The organism is Streptomyces sp. 8N706, from assembly GCF_052245415.1.
Classification (GTDB): Bacteria; Actinomycetota; Actinomycetes; order Streptomycetales; family Streptomycetaceae; genus Streptomyces.
Map to the genome: position 1 here is coordinate 44,543 of NZ_JBQQBW010000016.1, position 17,372 is coordinate 61,914.

The window sequence follows — 17,372 nt, forward strand, 5'->3', positions numbered from 1 at the left end:
ACGGACCTGACGAGGGGTTATCCACAGGCATTGACCGCCCTTTCCCGGACTCGTACGTTCAGCGAGCAGCCCGCCGGGGCTAGGAGGAGGTCGTATCCGTGCGCCCCACCGTCCCACTGATCCTCACAGCGGTCCTGGCCGCGACCGCGCTCACCGCCTGCGGTGGCGGCCCGGGCAGCGACCCGGACACCGTCAAGGTCGCCTACAACCGCAACACCGACAACACGATCCGGTTCAAGGACGCCTATCTGGCGGCCGTGAAGAAGCAGTTCGAGAAGGCGCACCCCGGCAAGAAGGTCCGGCTGATCCCGATCCAGGCGCCCGACAACGAATACGCGGCCAAGACGCAGCAGATGATGCGCTCCCCCAGGACGGCGCCCGATCTGGTCTACGAGGACACCTTTCTCATCAACTCCGACATCACGGCGGGCTATCTGCGCCCGCTCGACGACTACCTCAAAACCTGGGACTCCTGGGACAGGTACATCGACACGGCGAAGACGGCGGCCAGAGCCGAGGACGGGAAGACGTACGGCGTCCCGGACGGTACCGACACCCGCGGGCTGTGGTTCAACAAGGAGCTCTTCGCCAAGGCCGGGCTGCCCTCCGACTGGCGGCCGAGGACCTGGGAGGACATCCTCGACGCCGCCCGCACGGTCAGGAAGAAGGTCCCCGGCGTCATCCCGCTGAACGTCTACACGGGCAAGGCGCCCGGCGAGGCGGCCGTCATGCAGGGCTTCGAGATGCTGGTGTACGGCACGGGCAAGGACCCGCTCTACGACCCCGGTGCCAAGAAATGGGTGGCCGGCGGCAAGGGCTTCCGGGATGCCCTCGGTTTCTTACGGACCGTGTACGCCGAGAAGCTCGGCCCGGATCCGTCCGACGCCCTCGACCCCAATGTCACCACGCATGTCGCCACGGACCTGCTGCCCGGGGGCAAGCTCGCGATCGGCCTCGACGGCTCCTGGATGGGCCAGCACTGGCTGAAGTCCGGCGGCAAGCCGTGGCCGGAGTGGTCCACGGTGCTCGGCCAGGCGCCGATGCCCACCCAGCACGGCCAGGCACCCGGCAGCGTCAGTATGTCGGGGGGCTGGACCTGGGCGATCCCGGCCAAGTCCCGGAACCCCGACCTCGCCTGGGAGTTCGTCAGAACGCTTCAGACAAAGGAGAACGCGGTCGAGTACGCGGTGGTCGGCGCACAGATCGCCGTCCGGGAGGACGTCGCGGAGGACCCGCGGTATCTGAAGTCCATGCCCGGCATCGACTTCTTCACCCGACTGGTCGACGTCACTCACTACCGCCCGGCCCTCCCCGTCTATCCGCAGGTCTCCACGGCGATCGGCGAGGCGATGGAGTCCGTGACGACCGGTGACGCCTCTCCGGCGGAGGCAGCGGAGGCCTACGACGAGCAATTGCGGTCGATCACCGACGGCGCTGTGGTCAGCAGGACCGGATGAGCACCGCGACCGCGAAGGCGGCGGCCGGCCCTGGTGCGGTGGCGGCCCCGGGCCCGCGCCGCCGCCACCGGGCGCCGCGCCTGCTCCCGCTCACCCCCGCCACGCTCCTCCTGCTGCTCTTCCTCGGCGGCCCGATCGGGTACTGCGTCTGGATCGCCTTCACCGACATGCGGCTGACCGGAGCGTCCACCACCGAGTTCGTCGGCCTGGAGAACTTCCGGCGCGCCTTCGCCGACGAGGCTTTCCGCAACGCCGTCGTGCTGACGCTCGTCTTCACCCTGCTCTCGTCGTTCCTCGGACAGAACACCCTGGGGCTGGTGCTCGCCGGCCTGATGCGGCGGGCCTCCGCACCGGTCCGCGCCGTCACCGGCTCGGTCGTCATCGCCGCATGGGTCCTGCCCGAAATCGTCGCGGGCTTTCTGCTGTACGCCTTCTTCCGCCGCGAGGGCACGCTCAACGCGGTCCTGGACTGGCTGCATCTGCCCGTCCAGAACTGGCTGTTCACCCTGCCCATCCTCGCCGTGTCCTTCGCGAATGTCTGGCGCGGCACGGCGTTCTCGATGCTGGTCTACTCCGCCGCGCTCTCCGGGATACCGCAGGAGATCAGCGAGGCGGCCCAGGTCGACGGCGCGCGGGGATGGCAGCGGCTCTGGCGCATCACGCTGCCGATGATCCGCCGCTCCATCGGCACCAATCTGATGCTCAACACCCTCCAGACCCTCTCGGTCTTCGGGTTGATCTGGGCCATGACCCGGGGCGGCCCCGGCCATCGCAGCCAGACACTCCCGGTGTTCATGTACGACCAGGCGTTCCTGAAGTCCCTGATCGGCTACGGCACGGCGGTGGCGCTGCTGCTCCTCCTGGTCGGGGCGCTGTTCTCGGTGGTCCATCTACGACTGATGCGTACGGAGGTGTGACCATGACGCGAGCCACCAGGCACCGGCTGGCGGTGGACGCTGCGCTGCTCGCCGTGGCCGCCGCCTTCGTCCTGCCGCTGGCCTGGCTGGTCCTGGCCTCTCTCGACGCGGACGCCGGCTTACGGGTCGCTTCCCCCTCCCCGGTGACACTGGACAACTTCTCCGCGGTGCTGGACCCGGAGATCACCTACCGTCCGATGCTCAACAGCCTGCTGCTGTGCGGGGGCGCGACCGCGCTCACGATCGTCTGCGCGGCCCTGGCGGCGTACCCGCTCTCCCGGTTCCCCTCACGCCTCAACCGCCCGTATCTGCTGACGGTCCTCTTCGCCACCTCTCTGCCCATCACCGCGATCATGGTTCCGGTCTACGGGCTGTTCGTGCAGGTGGACCTGATCGACACGCTGCACGGCACGGCCCTGTTCCTCGCTGCCTCCCAACTGCCCTTTGCCATATGGCTGATGAAGAACTTCATGGACGGCGTCCCCACTGTTCTGGAGGAGGCCGCCTGGACCGATGGCGCCTCCGCGCTCCAGACCCTCATACGGGTCGTCCTGCCCCTGATGAGCCCGGGCGTGACTGTGGTGATTATCTACAGCTTCCTCATGATGTGGGGCAATTTCTTCGTCCCCTTCATGCTGCTGCTCACACCGGAGCAACTGCCCGCCTCCGTCAGTATCTTCACCTTCTTCGGCAATCATGGCGCGGTGGTCTACGGGCAGTTGGCGGCCTTCTCGATCCTGTACTCGACCCCGGTGGTGCTGCTGTACGTGCTGATAGCAGGCCGCCTCGGCGACGGCTTCGCGCTCGGCGGCGGCGTGAAGGGCTGAGAGGCCACTCTGCCCTCCGAGCCCTCCGTCCGTCCGGCGTACGCAGGAAGCGCTCGGTCCGCCGAAGCCTCGGTCCGACGGAGCACCCCGCCCGCCGTGCCCGCGAGCGCTCGGTCCGGCGAGCCCTTCGAGCACGCCCTTTCGCCGGACCCCGCGGCTGCCCGCGCCGTATATCCGCGCCGTATATGTCGACAGAGCCATGGCCTTGGGCGAACACATCGTGTTGTACCGATGAGTACCCCCCTAGGGTGTGCGGGTGTACACCTCCTCACACCGCCCTTCCCACAAACCGCCCTTCGACGCCACGTCCGCGCGCCGGCTGCGCCAGGCCCTGGGTATGGCACACACCCACGTCTCCTACGGCATCTGGGCGGCGTACGGCCTGGATGTCAGCCCGGGAACCGTCGCCGCCTGGGAGCTCGGCGAGGAATCACCGACCGAGACGGAGCTGACGGCACTGGCCGGGGCCCTGTGGTGCTCCCCCGGCGATCTGCTGGGGGCACCGAGCACTCTTCGGGAGCACCGCCTGGCCCGCGGGATGACTGTCACCGATCTGGCGCTGCGGATCGGCATGGAGCCGACGGCGTACGAGCTGATCGAGCAGACGGGCCACTGGACCGGCAACGACCGCCAGGCCACCGCCCTCGGCGAGGCACTCGCGCTGCCCCTGCCTGCCTTCATCGAGGTGACGGACCGGGCCGGAGCGCTGGCCGAGCTGCTCCGCAACGCGGTCACCACACGCTGGCAGGCCTACGTCAAACCGGTCACCCAGCTGGTTCCGCTTCCCCGGCAGCGGGTCGGGGAGGTGCTGCAGTTTCTCCACGCCGAGTACCAGACACGTATGCTCTCCACCGTCAACTGGGGCGTGGGCGGAAGCTCCGTCCAGCCGGGCGACGAGGGGCGGGCCTTCCTCGACGAGGTGCTGGAGTTGTTCTGGGAGCGGCTGTACGCGTAACCGGGCCGGCAGGACGGGCCGCGCCGACGAGCGGCGGTACCCGCACAGGGCCGCTCGGCCGCACCCGTACCGGACCGCCGTACGCGCAAGGCACCGCCGCACGGGTGGTACGCGCCCGGCAGCGCCGCGCCGTGGTGCGCGCGTCAAGGAGCAGTGACGTCGCAGGCCGGACCGCCGAGGGTCAGAAGACCGACTCGGCCTCCCGCATCCGGTGGTCGGGGACCGTCTTGAGCTCGGTGACGGCACGGGCCAGCGGGACCATGCGGATGTCCGTGCCCCGGAGGGCCGTCATCATGCCGAACTCGGCCCGGTGGGCGGCCTCGACCGCGTGCCAACCGAAGCGGGTGGCGAGGACGCGGTCGTAGGCGGTGGGGGTGCCGCCGCGCTGGACATGGCCGAGGATGACCGGCCGGGCCTCCGTACCCAGCCTGCGCTCCAGCTCGGCGGCGAGGCGGTTGCCGATCCCCGCGAAACGCTCATGGCCGTACTGGTCGATCGCGCCCTTCTCGTACGGCATCGAGCCCTCGACCGGGTGGGCCCCCTCGGCAACACAGATGACCGCGAACTTCTTGCCGCGGGCGAAGCGCTCCTCCACCATCGTGCAGAGGTCGTCGACGTTGAACTTCCGCTCCGGCAGGCAGATTCCGTGCGCACCGCCGGCCATTCCGGACTCCAGCGCGATCCAGCCCGCGTGCCGCCCCATGACCTCGACGACCATGACGCGCTGATGGGATTCCGCGGTGGTCTTCAGCCGGTCGATGGCCTCGGTGGCGACCCCGACAGCGGTGTCGAAGCCGAAGGTGCGGTCCGTGGAGGAGATGTCGTTGTCGATCGTCTTGGGCACACCGACCACCGGCATACCGGCGTCGGAGAGCATCCGGGCGGCGGTCAGGGTGCCCTCGCCCCCGATCGGTATGAGCACATCGAGGCTCAGCTCACGGCACAGCTCCTCGGCGTTGTCGGTGGCCTCGCTGAGCCGGGCGCGCTCCAGCCGGGACGAGCCCAGGATGGTGCCGCCGCGGGCGAGGATGCCGCTGACCGCGTCGAGGTCGAGCTTGCGGTACCGGCGGTCGAGCAGCCCCTTGAAACCGTCCTCGAAGCCGATGACCTCGTCACCGTGACCGACGACGGCCCGGTGCACGACCGAGCGGATCACGGCGTTCAGGCCGGGGCAGTCGCCGCCTGCGGTGAGAACTCCGATACGCATCGTGCTGTGTCTCCTGCTCGTGGGGTTCCCCATGCCGGTGCCGAGGGGGTGATACATGTGAGCCAGTTCGATTGTTCCACGTCACGCACCCTGCTCGCGCCCGCGGCTCCTGGGCGGGCGGCTTACCCATCCGGACGAGTATTGTCAAGGGGACAGGCCCGTCCTGTCGGCTGATTTTCGCAGTTTTCGCAGATCAGGCACCGAGCATCGGATCGGAGAGCACGCGTGACGCGGAGTGTGTACGTGACCGGAATCGACCGGGGCGACGGACGTCAGGTCATCGAGCTGGGGGTGATGGAGCTCCTGACCCGCCATGTGGACCGGGTGGGGGTGTTCCGACCGCTGGTGCACGACGACGGTCCCGACCGGCTCTACGATCTCCTGCGCTCCCGCTACCGGCTGAGCCAGCCCGCCGACACCGTCTACGGCATGGGCTACACGGACGCCGGCGCCCTCCAGGCCGAGCGGGGCACCGACGAACTGGTCTCACAACTGGTGGAACGGTTCCACGGCGTGGCGCGCACCTACGATGCCGTCCTCGTCCTGGGCACCGACTTCGCGGCCACCAGCCTTCCCGCCGAGATCAACCTCAACGCCCGCCTGGCGAACGAGTTCGGCGCCTCGGTGATCCCGGTCGTCGGCGGCCAGAACCAGCCCGCCGAGTCCGTACGCGCCGAGGTGCGCAACGCGTACGCCGCCTACCACGCGCTCGGCTGCGACATCACGGCCATGGTCGTCAACCGGGTGGCGCCCGGCGACCGCGAGTCCATAGCCGAGCGGCTCGCCGCGCGGCTGCCGGTCCCCTGCTACGCCCTCCCCGAGGACGCGTCGCTGTCCGCGCCCACCGTCCAGCAGATCGTGCACGCCCTCGGCGCGGAGGTGCTGCTCGGCGACGCCGCCGGACTCGCCCGCGACGCACGGGACTTCGTCTTCGGCGGAGCGATGCTCCCGACCTTCCTGGGCGCGCTGACGGAAGGCTCCCTGGTGGTCACCACCGGGGACCGGGCGGACCTGATCATCGGCGCGCTCGCCGCCCACACCGCCGGCGCCCCGCCGATCGCCGGTGTGCTGCTCACCCTCGACGAGCGGCCCGGCCCGGACATCCTGGCGCTCGCCTCCCGTCTCGCGCCCGGCACACCGGTGGTCTCGGTGCCGGGCGGCAGCTTCCCCACCGCGGCCGAGCTGTTCGGGCTGGAGGGCAAGCTCAACGCCGCCACACCGCGCAAGGCGGAGACCGCGCTCGGGCTCTTCGAACGCCACATCGACACGGCGGCGCTGACGTCCCGTATCTCCCTCGCGCGCTCCGCCCGCGTGACGCCGATGATGTTCGAGCACGAGCTGATCGAGCGGTCCCGCTCGGACCGGCGGCGTGTCGTCCTCCCCGAGGGCACCGAGGAGCGGGTGCTGCGGGCCGCCGACGTCCTGCTGCGCCGCGACGTGTGCGATCTGACGCTGCTCGGTGACGAGGAGATGATCCGCAAGCGGGCGGCCGAGCTGGGGATCGACCTCGCGGACGCCCAGCTCATCGACCCGCAGACCTCCCCGCTGCGGGAGCGCTTCGCCGAGCTGTACGCCCAGGCCCGCGCCCACAAGGGCGTCGGCTTCGAGCTGGCCCACGATGTCGTCGCCGACGTCTCGTACTTCGGCACCCTGATGGTCCAGGAGGGCCTGGCCGACGGCATGGTCTCCGGTGCGGTGCACTCCACCGCCGCGACCATCCGCCCGGCCTTCGAGATCATCAAGACCGCGCCCGACGCGGAGATCGTCTCCTCCGTCTTCTTCATGTGCCTGGCGGACCGGGTGCTCGTCTACGGCGACTGCGCGGTCAACCCCGACCCGGACGCCGAGCAGCTCGCCGACATCGCCATCCAGTCGGCGGCCACCGCCGCCCAGTTCGGCGTCGAGCCCCGGATTGCGATGCTGTCGTACTCCACCGGCAGCTCCGGCGCCGGCGCCGAGGTCGACAAGGTGCGCAAGGCCACGGAGATCGTCCGTGAGCGCCGCCCCGACCTGCCGGCCGAGGGCCCGATCCAGTACGACGCCGCGGTGGACGCCGCCGTCGCCGCGACCAAGCTGCCGGGCTCCGATGTCGCGGGTCAGGCGACCGTGCTGGTCTTCCCCGACCTCAATACGGGCAACAACACCTACAAGGCGGTCCAGCGCTCCGCGGGCGCGGTCGCGGTCGGCCCGGTCCTGCAGGGTCTGCGCAAGCCGGTCAACGATCTCTCGCGCGGCGCCCTGGTCTCCGACATCGTCAACACCGTGGCCATCACCTCCATCCAGGCCCAGGCACACAAGCCCCGCACACAGAAGGACCGGACCGCGTGAACGACACCCGAGGCACCCGCGTCCTCGTACTCAACTCCGGCTCCTCGTCGGTGAAGTACCAGCTGCTCGACATGGCCGACGGCTCGCGGCTCTCCTCCGGGATCGTGGAGCGGATCGGTGAGGGCCCGGTCACCGACCACTCCGCGGCGCTCAAGCAGGTCGCGGACGAGCTGGCCGCACAGGGGCTCGGGCTGGACTCCCCGGAGCTGGCGGCGGTCGGCCACCGGGTGGTCCATGGCGGCACCCGCTTCACCGAGCCGACCCTGATCTACGACGAGGTGGTCGAGGCCATCGAGAAACTGATCCCGCTCGCCCCGCTGCACAATCCGGCGAATGTCACCGGTATCAAGGTCGCCCGCGAGCTGCGGCCCGACCTCCCGCAGGTCGCCGTCTTCGACACCGCCTTCCACTCCACCATCCCGGAGGAGGCGGCCCGCTACGCGATCGACACCGCCACCGCGGACGAGCACGGCGTACGCCGCTACGGCTTCCACGGCACCTCGCACGCGTACGTCTCGCGGGCCACGGCCGAGCTGCTGGGCAAGGACCCCTCCGAGGTCAATGTCATCGTGCTGCACCTGGGCAACGGCGCCAGCGCCTCAGCCGTCCGCGGCGGGGTGTGCGTGGACACCTCGATGGGGCTGACCCCGCTGGAGGGCCTGGTCATGGGCACGCGCTCGGGCGATATCGACCCGGCGGTGATCTTCCATCTGGCGCGGGTCGGCGGGATGTCCACGGACGACATCGATGCGCTGCTGAACAAGCGCAGCGGACTTCTCGGGCTGTGCGGCGACAACGACATGCGCGAGATCGCCCGCCGGATGGGCGAGGGGGACGAGTCGGCCCAGCTGGCCTTCGACATCTATGTGCACCGGCTCCGCAAGTATGTGGGCGCGTACACCGCGGTACTCGGCCGGGTGGATGCCATCGCGTTCACTGCGGGCGTGGGCGAGAACTCCCCGGCCGTACGCGGTGCGGCGCTCAGCGGGCTGGGCGCCCTGGGCATCGAGGTGGACGCGGTGCGCAACTCCCCCGGCTACCGCTGGGAGGTGCCCCCAGGCGGCTCCTCGGCGCGGCTGATCTCCGGCCCGAGCAGCCGGGTCGCGGTCGCCGTGGTGCCGACCGACGAGGAACTGGAGATCGCCACACAGGCATATGCCCTGGTCCAGGGGTAGACCTCGGGCCTTCGCACAGCGCCAATATTCCGCTCCGAAACAAACCGATAGGATCGTCCTCATGCGCCGTTCCAAAATCGTCTGCACCCTGGGCCCCGCCGTCGACTCCTACGACCAGCTGAAGTCGCTGATCGAGGCCGGTATGAACGTGGCCCGTTTCAACATGAGCCACGGGAGCCACGCCGAGCACGAGGAGCGGTATCACCGCGTCCGCAAGGCCTCCGAGGAGACGGGCCGCGCGGTCGGCGTGCTCGTCGACCTCCAGGGCCCGAAGATCCGCCTGGAGACCTTCGCCGAAGGCCCGGTCGAGCTGGTGCGCGGTGACGAGTTCACCATCACCACCGACGATGTGCCGGGCGACAGGAACATCTGCGGCACCACCTACAAGGGTCTGCCCGGGGACGTCTCGAAGGGCGAGACGATCCTCATCAACGACGGCGCGGTCGCGCTCCAGGTCGTCGAGGTCGAGGGCCCGCGGGTGCGCACCATCGTCATCGAGGGCGGTGTGGTCTCCGACCACAAGGGCATCAACCTGCCCGGTGTGGCCGTGAACGTCCCCGCCCTGTCCGAGAAGGACATCGAGGATCTGCGGTTCGCGCTGGCGTTGGGCTGCGACATGGTGGCGCTGTCCTTCGTCCGGGACGCGGGGGACGTACGCGATGTGCACCGGATCATGGACGAGGTGGGCCGCCGGGTGCCCGTCATCGCCAAGGTCGAGAAGCCGCAGGCCGTGGAGAACATGCAGGAGGTCGTGATGGCCTTCGACAGCGTCATGGTCGCCCGCGGCGACCTGGCCGTCGAGTACCCGCTCGAGCGGGTCCCCATGGTCCAGAAGCAACTGATCGAGCTGTGCCGCCGTAACGCCAAGCCGGTGATCGTCGCGACCCAGATGATGGAGTCGATGATCAACTCCTCGCGGCCGACCCGCGCCGAGGCCTCCGACGTGGCGAACGCGATCCTGGACGGTGCCGACGCGGTGATGCTTTCCGCGGAGTCCTCGGTGGGCAAGTACCCGATCGAAACGGTCAAGACGATGTCGCGGATCGTCTCGGCCGCCGAGGAGGAGCTCCTCTCCCGCGGGCTCCAGCCGCTGGTGCCGGGCAAGAAGCCGCGTACGCAGGGTGGTTCGGTCGCCCGTGCGGCCGCCGAGATCGCCGACTTCCTGGGCGCCAAGTCGCTGGTCGCCTTCACCAAGTCCGGTGACACCGCGCGCCGGCTCAGCCGCTACCGGGCCCAGCAGCCGATCCTGGCCTTCACCACCGACGTCGCCACCCGCAACCAGCTCACGCTCAGCTGGGGCGTGGAGTCCTTCGTGGTGCCGTATGTGGAGAACACCGACGCCATGGTCGACCTGGTCGACGCCGAGCTGCTGAAGCTGGGCCGTTACAACGAGGGCGACACCATGATCATCACGGCGGGCTCCCCGCCCGGTGTCCCGGGCACCACCAACATGGTCCGTGTGCACCACCTCGGAGGCGCGTCCCACTGATGCGGGCCGCGGTCCCCGGCCCCCGGCCACGGACCCGCACCGCGTGAACATGCGCCGAGGGCGCCCGTCCCAGTTGGGGACGGGCGCCCTCGGCGTTCTTGCGGCTCCCGGAAAAGTTCAGCCTGGTGAGTTGAAGAGATGCATACCCGGGACGGTGAGGGTGCCGCCGAACTGGCCGGCCTGCTTCACCTGTACGTCGGTGAAGACGGCCGTGGGCACGTTCAGCGGGGGCGGGGTGTCGGGGCTGAAGGTGATGGGGATCAGCCCGAACAGCTTGCCCTTCAGCTCCTCGGTGTACATGGTCACCGTGCCGTTCCGGATCGTCGAGGTGGTGCCCTCACCGGCCTGGACATGGCTGGTGGTGCCGTTCGGCCCGACCACGAGCTGGTGCAGGTCCTTGATGTCCGTTTCCTTCGCGGTGAACTTGAGGACCTTCTTGACCTTGCCGCTGTACGTCTTGACCTCGACGATGCCCTTGAAGTCCAGGCCCCGCAGGGTGAGCTTCGAACTCTGCAGCCGCCACGGCTCGTCCGGCAGCAGCGGAATACCCTCCTCCAGGTCGGCGGCGGCCAGGGCCTTCTCGTCGTGGGTCGGGCAGGGGAACGGCTCCTTGCCGGAGCCGTCGGCCTTCGCGGAGTCCCTGACGCCGCCGGCCGCCTCCTTGACGTCCTCGGCGCGGTCCTTGACGTCCTGGGAGACGTCCTCGACCTTGGCTCCGGCCTTGCCGGCCGCGTCCCTGATGGCGTCCTCGGTCTTGCCCGCCGTGTCCTCGACGCCGTCCGTGACCGACTTCTCGGAGGCCTCCGGCTCCGGAGCGGCCGTGCTGGTGCTGGTGCTCGGCTCCGGCTCCGGAGCGGCCGTGCTGGTGCTCGGCTCCGGTTCCGGCGTCGTGCTGCTCGCCGTCGGCGAGGGCTCGTCGTCCGGCCCGTCGAAGATGTCCCTGATCTTGTCCCCGACGCCCAGCGGGTCCAGCGGGTTCCTGGTCTCGCTCGGTGACGGCTCGGCCGAAGGCTCCTTCTCCTCGTCGGCCGACTCGCCGGAGCCGGTGGCACCCGTGGAAGGCGCCTCCGGGGACTCGGACGCTTCCGCGCCACCGTCCCCGGACGGGCTGGGCTTCGCCGAGGGCTCACCGCTGGGCTCGGCGGACGGCTCGGCCCCGGGCTTCTTCGACGCCGACTCCGACGGTGACTCCTTGTCCGACGGCTCGTCGGACCGCGTCACACAGGGGCCGGGCGCGAAGGGGTTGCCGGGCAGTTCGTCCGCCTGGGCGAGCTTCGGGGTGAGCCCCATGCCCACGAACACGGCGGTGGGCATGGCGGCCAGAGCAATCGCCTTGCTCGCCGGGATCTGCAACTTGGTGATCAGCGACTTCCGGGGAGCCGCATGACGCGGCCCCGTTCTCGCACGGGTAGTACGGTCCCCTCCGGCCGCGCCGAAGGAGACCTCGTCGCTACGCACGATGCCTCCCGCCGCCGACGTCGACCGTGTTCCCGCTGTCACCCGTGAACGGGCTGCCGGCAGGCCCGGTGCCGGGCTTGGCCTCCGTCCGTTCTGCGGGTTCCTCCGCGGGGGCTCCAGGAGCCCAGGCGATGGACAGCGCGCCGCCGAGCAGCGACAGCAGGAAGCCCACCATGAAGCCGCCGAGGTTGGACACCGGGATCGAGACAAGGGCCAGCAGGATCGTGGCCACACCCGCGAAAACCCGGACGATCTGGTGGAACCACATCGTCAGACCGAGGGTGATCAGCAGGACGCCGATGATCAGCGAGCCCGCCCCGGCAGTGGTGGCCATCCGCACGGTCAGCTGGCCGACCTTGAGATGTGCGTACGGAAGATAGGCGATCGGCACTCCGCCCAGCATCGTCAGCAGGCCCGCCCAGAAGGGCCGGCTGCCGCGCCAACCACGAAAGCGAAGCCGCCAGTTGTTGTTTCGGTCACGCAGCCCTGGTGACTCGGCGCTCATGGAAAACAGCTCCCTGGGACCGGCGTTGTTCGAGAAGTGGTGGGGGGCGGGCGGGGAACGGAACGCTCCCCGCCCGCCCGGCGAGTGCCTAGTAGCACTCCTTGACACCCTTGTGAAGCTTCATGCTGAGCCCGCTCAGCTTGAAGGTTCCGGCGCTGGTCGCCCACGCGGTCTGCTTCACATCGGTGAGGACGGCACTGTCGGCCTCCTGGGCGAAGCCGCCAGGGCTGGCGTGGTCGCCCTTCTTGATGCCGGGGCCCTTGGTGCTGGCACCGGCGGCGACACCGATGTTGATGTCCTTGAACGTGGCGTTGGCGTTCAGCTGGGCCACGTCGATGTACAGGTTCTCGGCCGTGACCGGATCCTTGCCACCGGCGTTCAGCTGGAGCGTGACCGTCCCGACGAGCGGGATGTCCGGCGTGACCACGGACTGGCACATCTTGTTGATCTTCGCGGTCTTGAACGCGGAGACCGCCACCGGGACGTTCTTGTTGCCGACCTGCGTGTCATAGGCCCCGTACTGGACGAAGCCGTTGCCCTCGAGCCGCTCAGCGGCGACCTTGAACTGCTGGCCGGACACGCTGAACGACGCCGCGAGAGCACCCTGGGACAGGGCCACACCGACCACCGCGGTGGCGGCGACACTCGGCACCATGACAACGGCGAACCGCTTCCACCTGGTCCCGCCACGAGCCTGGGACTCCATGAGTTTCCTCCTTCTCGGACGTACATCTCCGGCCGGGGCCAGTGGGCCGGCCCGGCCTGGGATGGGAGAAGTGCTACGTCCTCGGGAAGGAGAGCGCCGTCCCTCGGAGGCGCGAACTGCGTCCGAAACACCGGCGATCACCCCCGAGCGACAACCACTGGCCACGCTCTCGCGCAACCTCCTGGACAGGCCCTGCCCGACGGCAGAGACCCCCCTGTCCAAGGCCGGCGCCACTGCCGCCGGCCGCTCGGTGGGGACCCAAGGCTCCCGTGGCACCAGCTGGTTGCCGGACTGCGGGAAGGGACCGAGCGTGGCCGATCGTGCTGCATTAAACGTCTCGGCACAAGGGGTTCGTTACTAGCGAGTAATGGCCGCATGACCGAGGGGCTGCCGCACCATCTCGGCCTGCCACTCAGGGTCGCCGGGAGCGCGTCCGATAGTGGGGGAGGAATCGCCACATACGCGGACAAGGAACCGTGGTTCTCTTACTGCGAGTAACAGCGGCCGCGATTGCCAAGTTTTGGCAAAGCGCGGCCGCTGTGATCACTGTGTCACCTGAGGTGATTCCCCATCAGAAGAGGACGCGCGCCAGCGCGCCCCGGGCCGCGGTCACCCGCGGATCGTCGCCACCGATCACCTCGAAGAGCTCCAGCAGCCGGAGGCGCGCCTTCTCCCGGTCCTCACCGGCCGTGCGCTTGACCGTCTCCACGAGGCGCCCGAAGGCGTCCTCGACATGCCCACCGACCAGATCCAGGTCGGCCGCGGCGATCTGGGCGTCGACGTCCTCGGGGCGGTCGGCGGCGGCCTTGCGGACCTCCTGCGCGTCCACGCCCTGCACCCGCTGGAGCAGCTGGGCCTGGGCCAGACCGAGCTGCGCCTCGGTGTTGGCCGGGTCGTCCGACAGCACGTTCTGGTACGCCTGGACCGCGCCGCCCAGGTCTCCCGCGTCCAGCGCCTCGTGTGCCGCGGCAAGCGCGGTGTCGTACGGGCCCACGGGCTCGGCCGCCGGGGCCTCGGCCTCCGCCGCGCCCGGTTCGATCGGGGCGCCGACGATGCCGAAGCGCTGCTCCGCCGCCTGGATCAACTGGTCGAGCAGCTGCCGGATCTGCGACTCCGGTGCCGCACCCTGGAAGAGCGGCAGCGCCTGGCCGGCGACCACCGCGAAGACGGCGGGGATGCCCTGCACACCGAACTGCTGGAACAGCATCTGGTTCGCGTCGACGTCGACCTTGGCGAGGACGAACCTGCCCGCGTACTCCTGCGCAAGCCGCTCCAGCAGCGGCGAGAGCTGTTTGCACGGCTCGCACCACTCGGCCCAGAAATCGATGACGACCGGGACCTCGGTGGAGCGCTGCAGGACATCCTGCTCGAATCCCGCCTCGTCGACGTCGAGGACCAGGCGGCCGGAGGCGGCACCCTGGCCGCCGTTGCGGGCCGCGTCGGCTCGTGCCTGCTCGGCCTTCTGCTTCGCTTCCCCGGCGGCCTTCACCGCGGCGAGGTCGACGACTCCGCTCATGGACATGTTGCGTGGCTGCATGAGTACATCCTCCCCCTTCCGCGCAGAGATCGGAAAAGCGTGGTGGCCCGTACACGCATCGTGACCGTCACCCGCCCCGCCGGCATGCGGGACGGGTGGACGGACACGGCTGACGCGCGAAACAAAGCCGTAAGGTGGCGCAGGGTCCCCACCCATGCGCCTGTGGTCATCGCTCTTTCGCTACAGGTCGTAGCGTAACTGCTCCCGCCCCCGTGCCCACAAGACCGCCTCCCCTGCCCGGGGGTGATCTCGCTCACGGCATCCTTCCCCGGCAGCACGCCTACCAAGCGGTATGGTCGCCCGCATGTGCCGCACCACCCCCCGCAGTACCGGCCGGACCGGCCGGCCGCGCAGCGCCGAGGCCGATGCCGCGATCCTCGACGCGACCCGCGCCGCCCTCGTCGAGCTGGGCTGGAGCAAGCTGACGATGGGGGACGTGGCGGCACGGGCCGGGGTCGCCAAGACCACGCTGTACCGCCGCTGGGCCAACAAGAGCGAGCTGGTCGTGGACGCGGTCGCGGTCATCTTCGACGAGCTCGAACTCCCCGACCGGGGCGGCCTGCGGGCCGATGTCGAGGGTGTGGTGCTCCAGTTCGCGGCCCTGCTGGAGCGGCCCGAGGCACGGACGGCGCTGATGGCGGTGGTCGCCGAATCCACCCGCGACGAGGGGCTGCGTGACCGTATCAGGTCCGCGATCGTGGAGCGGCAGAAGCGGCTGGTCCGGATCGGCCGGGAACGCGCCCAGAACCGGGGCGAGTTGCTGCCCGACGCCGCCGGTGCCGAGGGGGAGGCCGCGGCAGCCCGCGACATGGACCTGATCTTCGATGTGATCGCGGGAGCGGTGGTGCACCGGGCGCTGGTGAGCGGCGGGCCCGTGGACCCGGAGTGGGCACGCGACTTCACCGCGCTGCTGGTGGGCGGTCTGACCGCGGCCCCGCGCGCCCGGTAGGGGCACGCCCGGCCGGCCCCTGTGTTCAGGGGCCGGCCGGGCGTCCCGACGGCGGCGCGGGGGCCCTGGGCCCCGACTACGGCGCGGGCGGGGGCCGGGCGTCCCGACGGCGGTCGCGCGCCGGGAGGCCCGACGACGGGTCAGAAGCCGGGAGGCTCGGTGTAGACGCCCCATTCGTCGCGCAGGGCGCCGCAGATCTCGCCGAGGGTCGCCTCGGCCCGTACGGCCTCCAGCATCGGCTCGATCATGTTGGAGCCGTCGCGGGCCGCCACCAGCATCCGCTCGAGCGAGGCGCGGACCTGTGCGTCGTCGCGCACGGCCCTGCGGCCGGCCAGCGCCCGCACCTGCTCGCGCTCGACCTCATGGCTGACCCTCAGGATCTCCAGATCGCCGGTGACCGAGCCGTGGTGGCAGTTGACGCCGACGACCCGCTTGTCCCCCTTCTCCAGGGCCTGCTGGTACCGGAAGGCGGACTCGGCGATCTCTCCGGTGAACCAGCCGTCCTCGATGCCGCGCAGGATCCCGGAGGTGATCGGGCCGATCGGGTACTCACCGTCCGGCACCGCCCGCCGTCCCCGCTCCTTGATCTGCTCGAAGATCCTCTCGGCATCCGCCTCGATACGGTCGGTCAGCGCCTCGACGTACCAGGAGCCGCCGAGGGGGTCGGCGACGCTCGCGACGCCCGTCTCCTCCATCAGTACCTGCTGGGTACGCAGCGCGATCTCCGCGGCCTGCTCGGAGGGCAGCGCCAGGGTCTCGTCCAGCGCGTTCGTGTGCAGGGAGTTGGTACCGCCGAGCACGGCGGCCAGCGCCTCGACCGCGGTCCGTACGACGTTGTTGTACGGCTGCTGGGCGGTCAGCGAGACACCCGCCGTCTGGGTGTGGAAGCGCAGCCACTGGGCCTTCTCCGACGAGGCGCCGTACACATCGCGCATCCAGCGCGCCCAGATGCGGCGGGCGGCGCGGAACTTGGCGATCTCCTCGAAGAAGTCGACGTGCGCGTCGAAGAAGAAGGACAGGCCGGGGGCGAAGGTGTTGACGTCCAGGCCCCGGCTGAGGCCGAGCTCCACGTACCCGAAGCCGTCGGCGAGGGTGTAGGCGAGCTCCTGCGCGGCCGTCGCCCCCGCCTCGCGGATGTGGTAGCCGGAGACCGAGAGCGGCTTGTACGCGGGGATGCCGCGCGCGCAGTACTCCATCAGGTCACCGATCAGACGCAGATGGGGCTCGGGCCGGAACAGCCACTCCTTCTGCGCGATGTACTCCTTGAAGATGTCCGTCTGCAGCGTGCCGTTGAGCCCGCCCGGGTCGGCGCCCTGCCGCTCGGCGGCCACCAGGTACATACAGAAGACGGGGACCGCCGGACCGCTGATCGTCATCGAGGTCGTGACGTCGCCCAGGGGAATGCCCTGGAACAGGACCTCCATATCGGCGGCGGAGTCGATGGCGACGCCGCAGTGGCCCACCTCGCCCACCGAGCGGGAGTCGTCGGAGTCGCGGCCCATGAGGGTCGGCATGTCGAAGGCGACGGAGAGGCCGCCACCGCCGTTGGCCAGGATGGTCTTGTAGCGCGCATTGGTCTGCTCGGCGTTGCCGAAGCCCGCGAACTGGCGGATGGTCCAGGTCCGGCCGCGGTAGCCGGTGGCGTACAGGCCCCGGGTGAACGGGTACTCCCCGGGCCAGCCGATCCGCTCGAAGCCTGGCACGGAGCTGCCGTCCGGCGGACCGTAGGCGGGCTCGACCGGGTCGCCCGAGAGCGTGCTGAAGTCCGCGTCCCGCGTGCGGGCCGCATCGTACCGGGCCTGCCAGCGGCGGCGGCCCTCTTCGATCGCGTCGGCGTCCATACCTTCGAATTTACTAGGACG

Annotated in this window: 14 protein-coding genes; 8 read left to right on the forward strand and 6 right to left on the reverse strand. The window is 70.0% G+C overall.

Annotated features, from left to right (window positions below; translation table 11 throughout):
• Window positions 1-98: 98 nt before the first annotated feature.
• The 4 genes from ACTWQE_RS09165 (at window position 99) to ACTWQE_RS09180 (ending at window position 4,156) form a co-directional block, all read left to right on the forward strand.
• A complete protein-coding gene (locus ACTWQE_RS09165; protein WP_443328338.1) occupies window positions 99-1,457 on the forward strand; it encodes an ABC transporter substrate-binding protein in 1,359 nt (452 codons plus the stop codon).
• Window positions 1,454-2,374 carry a carbohydrate ABC transporter permease gene (locus ACTWQE_RS09170; RefSeq protein ID WP_443328339.1) on the forward strand — a complete coding sequence of 307 codons (921 nt, stop codon included), beginning with the start codon at window positions 1,454-1,456 and terminating at the stop codon, window positions 2,372-2,374. The genes ACTWQE_RS09165 and ACTWQE_RS09170 overlap by 4 nt, the downstream gene beginning before the upstream one ends.
• A gap of 2 nt (window positions 2,375-2,376) precedes the next feature.
• On the forward strand, window positions 2,377-3,201 hold the full coding sequence (locus ACTWQE_RS09175) for a carbohydrate ABC transporter permease (RefSeq protein WP_443328340.1): 825 nt from the start codon (window positions 2,377-2,379) through the stop codon (window positions 3,199-3,201).
• Window positions 3,202-3,457: 256 nt separating this feature from the next.
• Window positions 3,458-4,156, forward strand: a complete 699-nt coding sequence (locus tag ACTWQE_RS09180; RefSeq protein WP_443328341.1) for an XRE family transcriptional regulator — start codon at window positions 3,458-3,460, stop codon at window positions 4,154-4,156.
• A gap of 181 nt (window positions 4,157-4,337) precedes the next feature.
• On the opposite strand, the gene ACTWQE_RS09185 is transcribed toward ACTWQE_RS09180, so the two are convergent.
• Window positions 4,338-5,363 (reverse strand): 6-phosphofructokinase, encoded by a 1,026-nt coding sequence (locus ACTWQE_RS09185; protein WP_443328342.1) that lies wholly within the window; start codon window positions 5,361-5,363, stop codon window positions 4,338-4,340.
• Between the two features lie 225 nt (window positions 5,364-5,588).
• Between ACTWQE_RS09185 and pta the strand changes: the two genes are divergently transcribed.
• The 3 genes from pta (at window position 5,589) to pyk (ending at window position 10,355) form a co-directional block, all read left to right on the forward strand.
• The gene (gene pta / locus ACTWQE_RS09190) at window positions 5,589-7,691 is read left to right on the forward strand and encodes a phosphate acetyltransferase (protein WP_443328343.1); all 2,103 of its coding nucleotides are present in this window, start codon (window positions 5,589-5,591) and stop codon (window positions 7,689-7,691) included.
• Window positions 7,688-8,866, forward strand: coding sequence for an acetate kinase (locus ACTWQE_RS09195; RefSeq protein ID WP_443328344.1), 1,179 nt, complete (start codon window positions 7,688-7,690; stop codon window positions 8,864-8,866). Before pta ends, ACTWQE_RS09195 begins: the two co-directional genes overlap by 4 nt.
• A gap of 61 nt (window positions 8,867-8,927) precedes the next feature.
• The gene (pyk, locus tag ACTWQE_RS09200; RefSeq protein ID WP_443328345.1) at window positions 8,928-10,355 is read left to right on the forward strand and encodes a pyruvate kinase; all 1,428 of its coding nucleotides are present in this window, start codon (window positions 8,928-8,930) and stop codon (window positions 10,353-10,355) included.
• 117 nt (window positions 10,356-10,472) lie between these two features.
• Here pyk and ACTWQE_RS09205 read toward each other — a convergent pair whose 3' ends face one another.
• The 4 genes from ACTWQE_RS09205 to ACTWQE_RS09220 form a co-directional block, all read right to left on the reverse strand.
• Entirely contained in the window at window positions 10,473-11,813 is a 1,341-nt protein-coding gene (locus tag ACTWQE_RS09205) for a hypothetical protein (RefSeq protein WP_443328346.1), read from the reverse strand.
• The gene (locus ACTWQE_RS09210) at window positions 11,806-12,318 is read right to left on the reverse strand and encodes a DUF6114 domain-containing protein (RefSeq protein WP_443328347.1); all 513 of its coding nucleotides are present in this window, start codon (window positions 12,316-12,318) and stop codon (window positions 11,806-11,808) included. Before ACTWQE_RS09210 ends, ACTWQE_RS09205 begins: the two co-directional genes overlap by 8 nt.
• Before the next feature lie 88 nt (window positions 12,319-12,406).
• Window positions 12,407-13,024, reverse strand: coding sequence for a DUF6230 family protein (locus ACTWQE_RS09215; protein WP_443328348.1), 618 nt, complete (start codon window positions 13,022-13,024; stop codon window positions 12,407-12,409).
• 571 nt (window positions 13,025-13,595) lie between these two features.
• The gene (locus ACTWQE_RS09220; protein ID WP_443328349.1) at window positions 13,596-14,561 is read right to left on the reverse strand and encodes a tetratricopeptide repeat protein; all 966 of its coding nucleotides are present in this window, start codon (window positions 14,559-14,561) and stop codon (window positions 13,596-13,598) included.
• A 304-nt stretch (window positions 14,562-14,865) separates the two neighbouring features.
• Between ACTWQE_RS09220 and ACTWQE_RS09225 the strand changes: the two genes are divergently transcribed.
• Window positions 14,866-15,510, forward strand: coding sequence for a TetR/AcrR family transcriptional regulator (locus ACTWQE_RS09225; RefSeq protein ID WP_443328350.1), 645 nt, complete (start codon window positions 14,866-14,868; stop codon window positions 15,508-15,510).
• Between the two features lie 140 nt (window positions 15,511-15,650).
• Here the strand turns inward: ACTWQE_RS09225 and ACTWQE_RS09230 are convergent, their stop codons facing one another.
• Window positions 15,651-17,351: an acyl-CoA mutase large subunit family protein gene (locus ACTWQE_RS09230; RefSeq protein WP_443328351.1), complete on the reverse strand. Its 1,701-nt coding sequence runs from the start codon at window positions 17,349-17,351 to the stop codon at window positions 15,651-15,653.
• Window positions 17,352-17,372: the final 21 nt, after the last annotated feature.